Consider the following 12,376-nt stretch of genomic DNA (forward strand, 5'->3'; position numbering starts at 1 on the left):
GTTTCTCGAGCGTCACTTTCGGTTGCTCGTTGACGGCCCCGTGGCCTTGACGTACTCCGACCAGGTGCACTCGACCGCGAGGCGCATCGCGTCCTCAGGGAAGTACCCGATGAGCTGACGCTGCGCCGGGTCTTGATCGAAGGTCACCGAGCGCAGCAGCTTGCGCCCGTGCACCTCGACGACGCGGACGATTGCTATCCGCTTGCTCTTGTCGAAGATGAACCACACCCCCGGTTCGGGGGAGCGCTGTAGCTGCGACATGGGCGACCACACTTGCACCACGCGCGGCCCCCTACGCCTCTCTGACGGTCACGAACCGTTGATCCCGCCACCGGGCACGCCCGCCGAAATGATGACGCGGTGCAGCCGCTCCGTGGCCGTTTTGAGCGACGTCGCCCAGCCCAGCAGCTCGCCGCCGGCTACCTCGACCCGGTAGCGCGGCCCGTCGTCGGTGCGGCGCAGCTCGATCGTTCCGGCCACGTTGTCGCGGGCGTCGAGCATGACCCAGTGAGCGGGTTTTGTCTCGCGCGCGAGGAGCTGGGGATGCCAGCGGGGGCCGTCGTCGCGCATGTCGCCAGTATCGAATATGTGTTCGATAGGTGCAAGTCGCCAGAGCTGGGGCCGGCGTCGGTCGACGCCCCGCCGAATGGAGCGCCGACCGACTCGCCCCCGGTTAGACGTGGCTCGTCCCAGGGGTTGCGATCATTCTCGCGCAGACGGCCCGACACCCGGCCGGCGCGGGCGCGTGGGGGGACGCGGGGGGCAGCGCCGACCGGGCGCACTCGACCTTACGCGGACGGTTCCGAGGAGGGATGCAGCGCCGCGGCGACGATCGCCGCCAGGCGCGCATCCGTGATCCGGTAGGCGTACGTCATGCCCTCGCGCCGAGCCGTCAGCAGCTTGGACAGACGGAGCTTGCTCAGGTGTTGCGACAGGGAGTTGTCCGAGCCCGGAAGACGCTCGTTCAGCTCGCGCACGGTCAGCTCGTCGACGTCGAGCAGCGCACGCACGACACCCAGGCGGATCGGGTGGCCGAGGAGCGCGAACAGCGTTGCGGCGTCGGCGGTGTCGGCATCCGTCTCGGTGTCCATCCATCGAGGCTATGACGATCTGCGCAAAAGCTCAGGTTGCGACTCGACCGCGCGCAGCGTCGACCCAGTGGTTAGGCCACGCCCCAGCCCGCGAAGCTCAACGCGCCGAGAATGGCCGCGGGCGCACCCGTGGCCACGGTGAAGATGTCGAGCAACGCCAATGTCTTCTCGTGCTTGGTCTTCTGCGTCTCCGTGAAGGCGTTGTCCTCGCGTCGGTAAATCCAGATCGTCAGCGCCATCTTCCACAGGCTCAGGGCAACCGCGATAGCGGCGAACACGAATACCCACCAGCGGCGATTTCCGCTGTCTAGGGGGAACGGAACAAACCCGACGGCGACGAGACCAAGGACGGCGATGATTGCGAAGCCGGCAAAGAGGCCTCGTTTCGTTGCTACAGACACAGACACGTCGTCAACATATGGCCCCGCGCGCACTAGTGCGTAACCGATCGGTTTCGCACCACCCGGAGGGCCGTCGACGAGGTGCCGGAAAACCGCGGATCGGCGCGGTGCAAAACCCCGTCGCAAAACCCGAATTGGTGCGAAATTAAGTGGAGCCCTTTTGCATCATTTGGTAGGATTGAGGGAACGAAAGGGGCCGGCCATGACCGCAGCTCAGAACGTCGCGGAGCTGTTCACCGAAGACGAGTGGGTGCGCTTCGTCGAGGCTGGGCGCGAGCACGCCCGAGCGCAGGGCTCGATCTTCTTTCTCGATGAGACGGCGCAGATCATCAGCGCGCGTGCATGGGCGACGTACCTGCGCGATGTGATGACGGTCGTCGGCGTCGACGACCTCGCCGCTCGCATCGTTCCCGAGAGCTACCCGCACCACACCGACGAGAAGGAGAGCCGCCGTGGCTGAGTCGCAGATGAAGATCGAGCAGCAGTACCCCGAGCTGTTCGCGCAGCTCAACGACAAGCAGCGTCGCGCCGTGGTGCAGTCGCTCGCCGCCGGCTGGCACGAGGGCTGGGAGCCCACGCGCGAGGACGTCGAGAACCTGACCGACTACGCGCGCGGCGCGATCGACGCGGCCGAGTACGACCGTCGATCGGCGGCAGCAGCTCACCGCGCGGCCGAGGTGTCTCGACGAGCCGCCGGCATCGTGGGTGCGGCGTGATGCCGACTGTCGGGGCGATCCTCCTGCTTGTGCTTATGAACGTGGGGCTGTTGGTCGTGTTCGGCATGCTCATGCGCGGTTTCGTTCGTGCGGCGCGACCTAACCTGTCGACGCGAATCACGAAGGGCTTTGCGCAAGCCGCGCTCGACAACTACGCTCGCCGCTCGACCGGCGACTGACCAGTGGCCTTTGACACCTGGGAGTCGTACTTCTACCCCGAGACGTACAACCCGCAGACCGGGATTGGGACGCTGCGCAACAAGTTCGATGAGCGCGACTTCTTCGAGCTGAAAGACCGCGAGTACGGGCAGACCGCCCGCCGCGGGTTCGAGCTGGAAGCGGGGATGGTCGATATCCCAAAGACGTTCGACGCGGAGCACTTGAAGGCGATCCACCGGCACCTGTTCCAAGACGTCTACGAGTGGGCCGGGGAGTACCGGACGGTGAACATGTCGAAGGGTCCGGGACGCGAGTTCGGTCGCGTCGACAACGGCGAGGTGGACCGCTACCTGTCCGAGGTGCACCAGCTCGCCACGTCGACCGACTGGGCGTCGATCAGCCGTAACGACTTCATCGCCACCAGCGCCACGGTCTTCGCGTACGTCAACCAGGCGCACCCGTTCCGCGAGGGCAACGGACGCACCTCGAAGCAGTTCATGCATGACCTGGCCGAGGGCTCACCGTTCCGGTTCGAGTTTGACCGCGTGACCCCGGAGCAGTGGAACCAGGCATCCGCCATGAGTCGGCCCGACCTCGACAAGTTCGCTCCCGATCCGACGTCGCTCGTGCCGATCTTCCACGCGATCAGCGTGGAGAAGCCGGCCCCCGCGGCCGACCCTCTCGCAGACGTCCGAGCCGTCATCAGCGGCAGCTACCAGCGGTCACCGAAGGAGGCGACCCGGGGCGCCGGCCAGAGCGGCCAGCAGCCGCCCCAGGCACGCCGCAGCGGCCCCGGCTACATGTCCGACCGGTTCCCGACAGGTGGGCTCGAACGATGACCGTCGCCGGCATCGTCATCATGGCCGCGGGGAGCCTCACGATGCTCGTCGGGATCGTCGCGCAGTACCGGTCGACGCGCGTCGTCGACGAGGCGCGTCGTGCCCGCGCGTTCTTCCTCGCGACCTGTCTCATGCTCGCCGGTTTCGTCATCGGGTATCTCGGCGTGTGCGTCGACACCGGTCAGCCCCCGAGCGCCGCCGTGACGATCTTTGTCGTCGTCGCCGGGGGAGCGCTCGCCCTGTGGAGGATCAAGACCGTACGCGCCGACGAGGCCCGTCGTCGGAACACGAAGGAGCAGCCATGACGAACGTGATCGGGTACGCCCGTGTCTCGCGCCGGGAGCAGAATCCGGACGCGCAGGAGGCCGAGCTGCGCGCGGCCGGCGCTACCCGTGTGTTCGTCGACCACGGCGAGTCCAGCCGGGTCGCTGCGCGCCCTCAGTGGGTCGCGTGCCTCGACTACCTCCGCGAGGGTGACACCCTCTTGGTGCGCCGCCTCGATCGTCTCGGCGGCAGTGAGCGGATCATCCTCGACACGTTGAACGAGCTGCGCGAACGGGGCATCGATATCCGCAGTCTGACCGAACCGCAGATCGACACGACAACCCCGATGGGTCGCGCACTGTTCGGGATCGTCGCGGTGTTCGCAGAGCTGCGCGTCGACACGATCCGGGAGAACACGCAGCGCGGCATGGATCACGCGCGCGCGCAGGGGAAGGCGATTGGTCGGCCCTCGAAGCTCGACGCCGAACAGCTCACGCAGCTACGCCGGATGCGGGACGACGAGGGACTGAGTTTCGCGCACATCGGGCGCGTGCTCGGCGTCGACAAGTCGACCGCCTCCCGCGCCTACGCCGACCTCACCCGGTACGCCGACGAGCAGCAGCCGGCAGCGTCCTAACCGGACGTCATCACCACTCTTTCCCCGTCCCCCTGATAAATGCCGCCCTTCACAGCACGACACCCCGTCAAGGGTGCGGCTTGCCGCATCACGGAGTGACGCGAAGCGCCCTTGACGGGGTGTTGGACTGTGACACAATCCCGGGCATCAGGGGGAGGGGGAGTCCTCCCAACGAGGCCGCGGAGCGGTCGGACAACTAGGGTCCCGCTGTCCACCTGTGGGCGGGTGGAGCCCGTAGGTAGCTCGGGCCGTCCACAGGTGGTCAGGGGGATACGTCAGCCGCCGTACGACTGACCCTCGCCGCCGTTCTCGGCGGCGTCGGCCGGCGGCGTCGCCGCGGCCTCACTCGACGTCGACTTGCGCGCATTGCGCTGTCGCGGCGCGCGCTTCTTACTCGCCTCCGCAAAGCCGATCTTGCGCAGCTCGGCGGCAGTCCATCCGGCGTCGATCGCGGCGCTGTAGGCGCGTGCGTCGTCACGTTCCGCGGCGTCGACCTTCTCGCGTTCCTCGCGCTCGACCTCAGCGAGTCGAGCCGCCGAGTCGGCGCGCACGTTCGCGACGTTCTGGCGCGAGTGTGCCAGCTCGCGAACCGACGTCAGACGGTTATCCATAGCGCGCTGCGCGCGCTCCACTGCTTCTTCCGGGGAGAGTTCTTTAGCCATGCGCCCAGCCTACGGATGCAGCGCCGTCCGCGCGAGGTTCCTCGCGCTTGCAGCAGGACCGTCGCGGCGAAGCCGCGACCACTCCCGGCTGTCGCCGTGAGCGACCTCGAATCGAGTCCCGGACGGAGCAAGCTAAAGGATCAGGTGCCCTGATCCGTCTTGACCCCTCGACAGCCGTCGAGAGGTGCGGCACACTAGACGTGTGCGGTCCCCGCAGGGGCGGAGTCGCTGCGCTGGGCCGAGGAGAGGGGTTGCCATGTCTGACGAGTCGACGACGAAGCGTGAGCGCGGCACCGGCCGGCGCACTCGCGTCAAGGGCGGTCGCCCTGGTCGCCACAACGTGCGGACCAGCGCCGAGGAGGAGGGCGCGTTGCAGCGCCTCTCTCTCGCCGCCGGCATGAGCGTGCCGCGCTATCTCGTGGAGAGCGGCCTCGCGATGGAGTCGGGCGAGACGATCACGGATCGTCGCTCGACCATCACGAAGCTGTACGAGCTGCACCGCCTCCTCGCCGCTATCTCGAACAACGTCAACCAGATCGCGAAGGCCACCAACGCCACGCGCGAGCTGCACCCCGAGACGTCCGCGACGCTCGCAGCGGTGCGCAAGACGGCGATGCGGATCGACGAGTTGACCGACGAGCTGAGCCTGACGTGATGCCGAACATCACGCGGGGCGATCGCATGTCGGGCCTCGTGACATATCTCGTCGGTGGAGGCCGCCACAACGAGCACACGGAGCCGCACCTTGTCGCGGGCGACGATGCGCTTATGGCCTGGTACGACGACGCCGAGCTGAGCCGCGACAGCGGCCTGGCGATCGCGCGTCACCTGGACCGCCCGCACAAGCAGCTCGGAGTGGAGGTCAAGGGCGGTCACGTCTGGCACGCCTCCCTCTCGCTGCGCGCCGAGGAGGGCATCAAGACCGACGCCGAGTGGAACGCGATCGCCACCGACTTTGTCGCGGCGATGGGGTTCGACGACAACGACGGCACCAAGGCACCGTGCCGCTGGGTCGCGGTCCGTCACGGCCTGTCGAAGTCCGGTAACGACCACGTGCACATCGCCGTGAACCTCGTGCGCGAGGACGGCACGAAGGCATCGACTCATCTCGACTACGTGCGCGCACAGAACGCCGCACGAGCCCTTGAAGTGAAGCACGGCCTAGAGCTGTTGGAGTCGGCCAAGGGTGAGCGCGCGACGCGCGGCTACAGCCCCGCCGAACAGGCCAAGGTGGAGGAGCGTTCGGCGCTGTTCGCGCAGCGCAAGTACGAAGTGCACGCCGAGAAGATCGGCGGCGACGTCACGCCCTGGCACCAGCTCGACCCGCGCGAACGACAGACCCGCATCACCGCTGAGATTCGTCTCAACGCGCCCCGCAACGACCTCGCCCGTAAGGTGCGCGCGTGCGCCAGTGCGAGCGATAACGAAGCCGAGTTCGTGCGTCGGCTGCGCCGCTCCGGTGTCGTCGTCCGACCCCGCTACGCGGACGGTCAGACCGACGTCATCACCGGCTACTCGGTGGCCGCGAAGCCCGCACCGGGGGAGCGTCCCATTTGGTACGGCGGCGGTCACATGGGCCGCGACCTGACCCTGCCGCGACTGCGCGCCGAGTGGCCCGACAGCGCGACCGGCGCGATGGATGCAGCGGCCGAGTGGAACGCGGCCAAGCGCAACCAGCGACCCGTCGCGCCGGGACGCGAGGCGTCCGAGCCCGACCCCGAGCTGTGGGGCCGGTACACCGCCGAGCTGAGCGAGCTGCGCGATACGCTGCGCTCGGTTCCGCTCGACGACCGTGACACATGGGCGCGCGTCGCACGGCAGACGTCGGGAGCGTTCGCGGCGTGGTCAAACGCCGTCGAGGACGTACCCGGCGACCTCGCCGCCGCCGCCGACGAGCTGGCGAAATCGGCGCAGACGTACCGCGGCCACACGAAGCCGCAGAAGGCGGGTCGCGTGTCGGCCGGCGGGGCAGCAATGCTCCTCGCCAGCGCCGTTCGAGGCGGGCAGGGAACCGCTGCGCAAGCGGCCATGCTCCGACAGCTCATGAACCTCACCCAGGCGGTCTACGACGCCGCCAAGGCCGCGCAGCAGGCACGGCACGCGGAAGCGATCGCCACAGACGTCCGCGCCCGTCTCGTTCGCGTGCGTGCTGCCCTCCCGGCAACGTCGACGACGGCCCCCGCGGCCACGGCCACGAAGACCGAACCGCGCCGCATCGACATGTCCGCGACGATCGACGAGGCCACGCGCGAGGCGCTGGACAAGATGAACCGGGCCGAGGAGAACCGTCGTAAGGGAACGACCTCGCCGCTCCCGTCGACGATCGAACCAACTCGACCCCGCACGACCACAACCCCGCGGCCCGACCGAGGCCCGGAACGATGAGAGGAGCACGTCATGGCCGATGAGAGCGACGGCATTTCCGAAGCGTTCGAGGGGCAGCTCCGTGTCGCGGTGACCGCCGCCGGCCGCGTGGGCGAAATCCTCGCGCGCCAGCGCGAGGAAGCAGCTCGACGAGCACAGGCCGAGAGCCAGCAGCGAGCCCGCGAGCTGGCATCCCGGTTCGAGGCCGAACGGCAGTCCGCGCGCGTTGAGCTCAGCGGTGTCTACCGCAGCGAGTGGTGGGATCGAGCAACCCCCGAGCAGATCGGCACGACGCTCGCCACGGCGCGCGCATGGGGCAACGAAGACCCCGAGGCCGTGCGCGCTGAGGCGCACATGCGGGACGAGCTGCGCACCCGCTACGGCGTCGACGTCGCTCAGGCCGGCGGCGACCCTCAGGCGGTGCAAGCAGCCGTCGACGCTGAGCTGTTGCGCCGGCAGTCGGAGACGGAACGCCAGCGCGGCACGGGCGAGGAGGCCGAGGCGGCGCTACTGATGCGCGAAGCCGACCGAGCCGACCGCCAGGCCGACGCCGCCGACGCGCGCGCCGAGAACGCGCCTGAGGGCTCCGAGGAGCGCAGCCAGGCGCGCGAGGAGGCGCAGTCGCACGAGCGCGCGGCCGAGTCCGCTCGCGCCGAGGCCGGCCCCAAGTACGACTCCGCAGAGCGGCGCGAGGCCGACGCGAACAAGCTCGAAGCCAGGGGCATCGACAGGGAGGCCGTGGCCGCGAAGATGAGCGCCGACGTCGGCAACGCCAAGCCGGCCACCGAGGCCGTCAAGGGCGCACCCGCGACCGCGGCGAAGGCTAAGCCGGCACGGTCGGCAGCGGCCCGCGTGCAGCGGTCCGAGCTGGGGCGCTGAGCGCCCGTCTGAGCGCATGAGAGAGGGACCGGGTCTGTTGGCCCGGTCCCTCTCTCATTGCCGCTCAGGGCGTCTCAGACGGCCTCTCGCACGTCAGGAAACAGACCCTCAGGGGGAGGCGCGTAGGGAAGCGGCTCGCCCTTGTCGTTCACGTTCTCGCCGTCCTTCCCCTCGCCGGCCGCGGCGAAGGGTCCATCCGTGCTGAGCAGGATCGACATGTGGTGCTCGGCGTGGTCGCGGAACCACACCGACATGCCCGTCTGGGCGTCCTGGCGCAGGTGCTCCCACGCCCGCCAGAGCGCGTCGAGACGCGCGACGGCTTCGGCGTACTTCCACCACTCCGCAGCCCACACCACGCGCTGGCCGTCCACGCGGCGCTTGTAGTTGGGGAGCAGGAAGCCGCGCACGAACTCGTCGACGGAACCGAAGTACAGCTCGGGCTCCTCGTCGGCGGGCTCGTCGTCCAGCTCGTCGAGAGCGGCGCCGACCGATCGGCGCGCAGCGGTGGCCGCTTGCGCTTGCAGCTCCTCGATCACGGAGGGGTCGAGCTGTTCCGCCACCTCCGCGTCGACGACCTCGTTTACGACGTCGCGGACGGCCTTTTGCAGCGACCGCGCGATCGCCGGCCGCGCCAAGCTCTCGACGACCTCCGCGACGTCGAGTCCGAACATGCGTCCGGGCTCGCGCTCCTCGCGCTCCGCGGTCGGTTCGTCGTCGACGTCGAACGGCTCGGCCTCGATCCCGTCGTCATCGCCCCAGTTGTCGCTCATCAGACGGCCTCTCGTTCGTTCTCCGCGCGGGCGACAGCTCGCACGGATTCCTGAGCCTCGTTGATCGTCCGCTGCGCCGCCGGGTCGTGTGCGGCGATCGACGCCTTGACCTTCTCGGCGTGCGGGCCGGTCATCCACGGCTGCGTGCGGATCAGCGTCGGGCGGTTCCCCGAGGACAGCACCACGGCGCGCCCCTTCGGCATCGCGGACAGGTCCGCGACGTCCAGGATGCGCTCACGGTGGAGCTGCTGGTTCACGCTGCGCCCACCGCGGCCCGACGACACCGACGACGCCTGACGGTCGTAGTCACCGATGAGCTTGGAGAGCGATTCGAGGAACGTTTCTTCGGCCACACCGCCGCCGTAGACCTTCACGTTCGAGGCCGACCAGAGCTTGCGCATGCCCGATTCGCCCCACACGTCGATGCCCTGTGACCACGACTGCAGAATGGTCATCAGGACGATTCCGCGCGAGCCGTAGTGGCTGTAGAGGTTCGGCAGCTCACGCCAGCGGCAGACGTTCGCCGCCTCGTCGAGCACCCCGAGCAGGGGCACCGAGAGACGGCCCCCGGGGGATGCCGCGGCAATCTCCTCCGCGGCCTCGACGACGGCCACGGTCAGCGCCGTCACGAGCGGGCCGGCGGTGCCGCGGCCCTCCTTGGACAGCGAGTAGAGCGTGCCACCGCCGCGCACGAACGCGGCGGGGTCGAACTGAGGGCGAAGGTCGGTCTGCGTCAGGGGGTTCACCCACGACGCCACCTGACGGTTCGTGAGGCACGACGCCATTTGCTGCGCCGTACCGTAGATGCCGCCACGCTGCTTCTCGGGAGCGGTGATGACACCGCGCACCTGGTCGGCGGTGAGCTTGTAGCCGTGTCGTTTCAGGATCGACACCGCCTCGTCTTCGGTGGGGCGCGTCAGCCAGGCGTAGACGTCGGTGATCGGTCGACCGTCCAGCGCCGCGGCGAGCAGGAGCCCCGCAAGGAGATCCTGCCCCGCGGGGTCGAAGTAGGCATCCGTCTTGGCTCCGGGATCGCGTGAGCCCGACGCGAAGTGATCGGCCAGCTTGGCCGCTTTCACCTCGTCGGTGACGTAGCTGAGCGGGTTCCACCACCACGACGGATTCTCGAGCGCGATTCCCTGAGGGTCGAACACCCACACCGGGCCGGCTTCCTCGCGAACGTCTCGGGTGGCATCCACCACGTCGCGCTTGTTTGAGGTCACCAGGACGCCGCCGGGGGCGTCCAGGATCGCCGGCACGGCGCGAGAGGTGGTCTTACCGGTACGCGGCCCCCAGATGTCGATGTGCATGTCCTCCCAGGTGCCCCACAGCGGCATCCCGCCGACCGTCTTACCGATCGGCACGCCCAGCACCGGCTTGCCGTCGACGCCCTTGACGCCGAGACGCTCAGCCGAGGCCACAGCGTTCTGTCGGCTCAGGCCGGCGACGTCCTTGCCGCGGCCCATGTACGAGCTGGCGCGGTCGACGCGGGTCCGCCCCTTCCGGTAGCGGACAATGCCGACGATCGCGAAGACGGCGAGGGCGAGCAGGACAGCGCCGAAGACGGCGATGATCCACGTCGCGGATGCCGGCCACGCCACGCGCCCGAGGACGAGCCCGAGCGTGAGCGCGAACGGGTCGGACGGCAGCTCGGCCGCGGTGCCGTCGAGCTGCGCGCCGAGGCGCACCGCAACGTTGGTGAGGATGAGCCCCCCAACGACCACGACGATGAGCACGAGCAGCATCAGCGTCTCGGCTCCGAAGCCGCCGGGATCGCGGCGGCGGTTGTTGGGGGTGCTCATCAGACCGTCTCTTTCTCGCGCGTCTCGTGGTCTTCCACCAGCTCCTCGACGACGCGCAGCGCACGGCGCGAGGTGCGGGACTGTTCGTACCACCGCTGGTTCGTGTCGCGGATGCTGCGCTCAGCCTCCGTGAGCTGCACCTGTACCGGGATGCCCGGTCGGGTGCCGACCTTCACGAGGAACTTGCCGCGGCCGGGAGGGTCGACCTCGCGGCCCGTGGCGGCGTCCCACGCGGGCGGGTCTTGCCACCCGGTCAACAGCTCTTGCTCAGCCTCAGAGAACGGGATGACCGTCGTGAGCTCCGGCATTTCGGTGTACGGCAGACCGCCGCACATGACCATGCCGGCGCGCTCCACGAAGCCCTTCGCCTTCAAGCGGTCCTCCTCCGGGAGGGCGCTCAGATCGGCCATAGTGTGCGAAATCATCGCCGTGCCGACGCCCACCTGACGGTTGAGTCGGGTGAGGAAGTCCACGCGGTCGACGATGCCCTTACCGGCGCGGAGGGCGCGCCACAGCTCGTCCATGATGACGAAGTAGTGCCGGCGCGGTTCCAGCCCCGCGTCCGCGAGGACGTTGGCGATGTTCACCGTCGCGAAGCCGTTCGACCAGCACGCGAGCAGCGTCGCCGCTCGCAGATCGCCCTCAGCCTCACCGATCGCGGAAATGTCGTAGACCACGGGACGGTCGAGCGCCATTGGGTTCGTGGTGTGGTGCGAGAACACCCCACCGAGGCGACCGGAACCGTTCGCAAGCGCGAGCAATGATCCTTCGAGTCCCTGTGTCGTCTCCTGGTACTTCTTGAAGTCGCCGCGGTCGACGGCCACCTCACGCAGCTCGCTCGGCCCCTCCTGCACGACCCGCAGCAGGTCACCGAGAACCGGAATGCCGTCCATTTCGCGATCGAGCACGCGGAGCGCCTGGTCGATGATGGACTCCTCGACATCGGTCGGCTGCGCGTTCCGTTGGATCGTCAGCAGGGAAGACACCATCGCCAGGCGGCGACCGTGGGCGTCTTCCAGTACCTCGTTGGCCTCCTTCTGGAAGCCGGCCTCGATGAGACGCTGCGCGGCCTCCTTGGCCTCGCCGGGGTCGAGCACGTTGAGGTATCCGCGCCCGCGGCCGAGGGTGATGACCTGACCGCCGAGCGCGCGGATGACCTCCACATAGTCGGGTCGCAGATCACCGAGCACGAGCGGCTGCACGCCGTAGCCGGCGAGCCCGGTCGCCATGCGGGCGACCGCCGTCGACTTGCCGAGTCCCGGCTTACCGAGGACGAACAGCGACGGGTTGCTGATGAGCTTCGCGCGCTGGAACCACGAAATCGGGTCGGCGCACAGCGTTGCGCCCGTGTGAATGTGACGGCCCAGAGGGACGCCCACCATCGGCGTGCCGGCGCCGATCGCGTACGGCCACAGGCCGCACGTCTGCACCGTCGTACCGCGCCACTCCGGGACGGGTTGCAGGTACGTCGACATGCCGCCGCCGGGGCCGCTCCACCCGCGAGCGGTGAGCGACCCCCCGGACGCCGACGCGCCCGATTCGGTGTTCTTCCGTCCGGTGCGGACGAAGACCAGCGCACCCACCACGACGAGCAGGATCAGCCCGCCCAGGGCGAGCAGCGCAATCAGATCAGGGCTCATCAGACACGCTCCCTCAGCGCCGCGGGGACCGACACGTGCTTGGTCAGCACGAGCCCGAGGGGCAGCGCCGCGGCGAACGCGCTGTCCTGTGATCCGTACACCGGCCGAAGCCGAAGGCGAGCCGTCGCCCCGAGGTTATCGACCGCCGCGCG

Annotated in this window: 16 protein-coding genes; 8 read left to right on the forward strand and 8 right to left on the reverse strand. The window is 68.9% G+C overall.

Going from position 1 to position 12,376, the window contains the following annotated elements:
• Positions 1-12: 12 nt before the first annotated feature.
• From QRN44_RS18365 to QRN44_RS18380, 4 genes are all read right to left on the reverse strand, one after another.
• On the reverse strand, positions 13-261 hold the full coding sequence (locus QRN44_RS18365) for a hypothetical protein (protein ID WP_285040019.1): 249 nt from the start codon (positions 259-261) through the stop codon (positions 13-15).
• Positions 262-309: 48 nt separating this feature from the next.
• The gene (locus QRN44_RS18370; protein WP_285040021.1) at positions 310-570 is read right to left on the reverse strand and encodes a hypothetical protein; all 261 of its coding nucleotides are present in this window, start codon (positions 568-570) and stop codon (positions 310-312) included.
• Between the two features lie 218 nt (positions 571-788).
• On the reverse strand, positions 789-1,091 hold the full coding sequence (locus QRN44_RS18375) for an ArsR/SmtB family transcription factor (protein ID WP_285040023.1): 303 nt from the start codon (positions 1,089-1,091) through the stop codon (positions 789-791).
• Positions 1,092-1,162: 71 nt separating this feature from the next.
• Positions 1,163-1,498, reverse strand: coding sequence for a hypothetical protein (locus tag QRN44_RS18380; RefSeq protein WP_285040025.1), 336 nt, complete (start codon positions 1,496-1,498; stop codon positions 1,163-1,165).
• A gap of 196 nt (positions 1,499-1,694) precedes the next feature.
• Here QRN44_RS18380 and QRN44_RS18385 point away from each other — a divergent pair, with 196 nt between their 5' ends.
• The 5 genes from QRN44_RS18385 (at position 1,695) to QRN44_RS18405 (ending at position 4,107) form a co-directional block, all read left to right on the forward strand.
• On the forward strand, positions 1,695-1,952 hold the full coding sequence (locus QRN44_RS18385) for a hypothetical protein (protein ID WP_285040027.1): 258 nt from the start codon (positions 1,695-1,697) through the stop codon (positions 1,950-1,952).
• Complete coding sequence (locus QRN44_RS18390) at positions 1,945-2,208, forward strand: antitoxin VbhA family protein (RefSeq protein WP_285040029.1); 264 nt, start codon at positions 1,945-1,947, stop codon at positions 2,206-2,208. Before QRN44_RS18385 ends, QRN44_RS18390 begins: the two co-directional genes overlap by 8 nt.
• A gap of 182 nt (positions 2,209-2,390) precedes the next feature.
• On the forward strand, positions 2,391-3,206 hold the full coding sequence (locus QRN44_RS18395) for a Fic/DOC family protein (RefSeq protein WP_285040031.1): 816 nt from the start codon (positions 2,391-2,393) through the stop codon (positions 3,204-3,206).
• On the forward strand, positions 3,203-3,511 hold the full coding sequence (locus QRN44_RS18400) for a hypothetical protein (protein WP_285040033.1): 309 nt from the start codon (positions 3,203-3,205) through the stop codon (positions 3,509-3,511). Before QRN44_RS18395 ends, QRN44_RS18400 begins: the two co-directional genes overlap by 4 nt.
• A complete protein-coding gene (locus QRN44_RS18405; protein WP_285040034.1) occupies positions 3,508-4,107 on the forward strand; it encodes a recombinase family protein in 600 nt (199 codons plus the stop codon). The genes QRN44_RS18400 and QRN44_RS18405 overlap by 4 nt, the downstream gene beginning before the upstream one ends.
• Positions 4,108-4,382: 275 nt before the next feature.
• Here QRN44_RS18405 and QRN44_RS18410 read toward each other — a convergent pair whose 3' ends face one another.
• Positions 4,383-4,769, reverse strand: a complete 387-nt coding sequence (locus tag QRN44_RS18410) for a hypothetical protein (protein WP_285040036.1) — start codon at positions 4,767-4,769, stop codon at positions 4,383-4,385.
• Positions 4,770-5,025: 256 nt separating this feature from the next.
• On the opposite strand from QRN44_RS18410, the gene QRN44_RS18415 reads away from it, so the two are divergent.
• Genes QRN44_RS18415 through QRN44_RS18425 form a run of 3 tightly spaced genes read left to right on the forward strand, consistent with a single transcriptional unit; the run spans position 5,026 to position 8,012 of the window.
• Positions 5,026-5,424: a MobC family plasmid mobilization relaxosome protein gene (locus tag QRN44_RS18415; RefSeq protein WP_285040038.1), complete on the forward strand. Its 399-nt coding sequence runs from the start codon at positions 5,026-5,028 to the stop codon at positions 5,422-5,424.
• Entirely contained in the window at positions 5,424-7,154 is a 1,731-nt protein-coding gene (locus QRN44_RS18420; RefSeq protein ID WP_285040039.1) for a relaxase/mobilization nuclease domain-containing protein, read from the forward strand. Before QRN44_RS18415 ends, QRN44_RS18420 begins: the two co-directional genes overlap by 1 nt.
• A gap of 12 nt (positions 7,155-7,166) precedes the next feature.
• On the forward strand, positions 7,167-8,012 hold the full coding sequence (locus tag QRN44_RS18425) for a hypothetical protein (RefSeq protein ID WP_285040041.1): 846 nt from the start codon (positions 7,167-7,169) through the stop codon (positions 8,010-8,012).
• Positions 8,013-8,086: 74 nt separating this feature from the next.
• Here QRN44_RS18425 and QRN44_RS18430 read toward each other — a convergent pair whose 3' ends face one another.
• From QRN44_RS18430 to QRN44_RS18440, 3 genes are read right to left on the reverse strand one after another with little or no spacing between them, the layout of a single operon-like run.
• Positions 8,087-8,782: a DUF4913 domain-containing protein gene (locus QRN44_RS18430; protein ID WP_285040043.1), complete on the reverse strand. Its 696-nt coding sequence runs from the start codon at positions 8,780-8,782 to the stop codon at positions 8,087-8,089.
• The gene (locus tag QRN44_RS18435) at positions 8,782-10,584 is read right to left on the reverse strand and encodes a type IV secretory system conjugative DNA transfer family protein (RefSeq protein ID WP_285040045.1); all 1,803 of its coding nucleotides are present in this window, start codon (positions 10,582-10,584) and stop codon (positions 8,782-8,784) included. Before QRN44_RS18435 ends, QRN44_RS18430 begins: the two co-directional genes overlap by 1 nt.
• The gene (locus QRN44_RS18440; protein ID WP_285040047.1) at positions 10,584-12,224 is read right to left on the reverse strand and encodes a putative type IV secretion/conjugal transfer ATPase; all 1,641 of its coding nucleotides are present in this window, start codon (positions 12,222-12,224) and stop codon (positions 10,584-10,586) included. The genes QRN44_RS18435 and QRN44_RS18440 overlap by 1 nt, the downstream gene beginning before the upstream one ends.
• Between the last annotated feature and the right edge of the window lie 152 nt (positions 12,225-12,376).

It is taken from the genome of Plantibacter sp. lyk4-40-MEA-4, from assembly GCF_030209415.1.
Taxonomy (GTDB): domain Bacteria; phylum Actinomycetota; class Actinomycetes; order Actinomycetales; family Microbacteriaceae; genus Plantibacter; species Plantibacter flavus_A.

Bases quoted from the DNA above. Each gene is read 5' to 3' on its own strand.
- QRN44_RS18375 (WP_285040023.1), bottom strand. From the start codon at position 1,091: ATGGACACCGAGACGGATGCCGACACCGCCGACGCCGCAACGCTGTTC.
- QRN44_RS18365 (WP_285040019.1), bottom strand. From the start codon at position 261: ATGTCGCAGCTACAGCGCTCCCCCGAACCGGGGGTGTGGTTCATCTTC.
- QRN44_RS18415 (WP_285040038.1), top strand. From the start codon at position 5,026: ATGTCTGACGAGTCGACGACGAAGCGTGAGCGCGGCACCGGCCGGCGC.
- QRN44_RS18425 (WP_285040041.1), top strand. From the start codon at position 7,167: ATGGCCGATGAGAGCGACGGCATTTCCGAAGCGTTCGAGGGGCAGCTC.
- QRN44_RS18440 (WP_285040047.1), bottom strand. From the start codon at position 12,224: ATGAGCCCTGATCTGATTGCGCTGCTCGCCCTGGGCGGGCTGATCCTG.
- QRN44_RS18370 (WP_285040021.1), bottom strand. From the start codon at position 570: ATGCGCGACGACGGCCCCCGCTGGCATCCCCAGCTCCTCGCGCGCGAG.
- QRN44_RS18410 (WP_285040036.1), bottom strand. From the start codon at position 4,769: ATGGCTAAAGAACTCTCCCCGGAAGAAGCAGTGGAGCGCGCGCAGCGC.
- QRN44_RS18420 (WP_285040039.1), top strand. From the start codon at position 5,424: ATGCCGAACATCACGCGGGGCGATCGCATGTCGGGCCTCGTGACATAT.
- QRN44_RS18405 (WP_285040034.1), top strand. From the start codon at position 3,508: ATGACGAACGTGATCGGGTACGCCCGTGTCTCGCGCCGGGAGCAGAAT.
- QRN44_RS18385 (WP_285040027.1), top strand. From the start codon at position 1,695: ATGACCGCAGCTCAGAACGTCGCGGAGCTGTTCACCGAAGACGAGTGG.
- QRN44_RS18435 (WP_285040045.1), bottom strand. From the start codon at position 10,584: ATGAGCACCCCCAACAACCGCCGCCGCGATCCCGGCGGCTTCGGAGCC.
- QRN44_RS18430 (WP_285040043.1), bottom strand. From the start codon at position 8,782: ATGAGCGACAACTGGGGCGATGACGACGGGATCGAGGCCGAGCCGTTC.
- QRN44_RS18400 (WP_285040033.1), top strand. From the start codon at position 3,203: ATGACCGTCGCCGGCATCGTCATCATGGCCGCGGGGAGCCTCACGATG.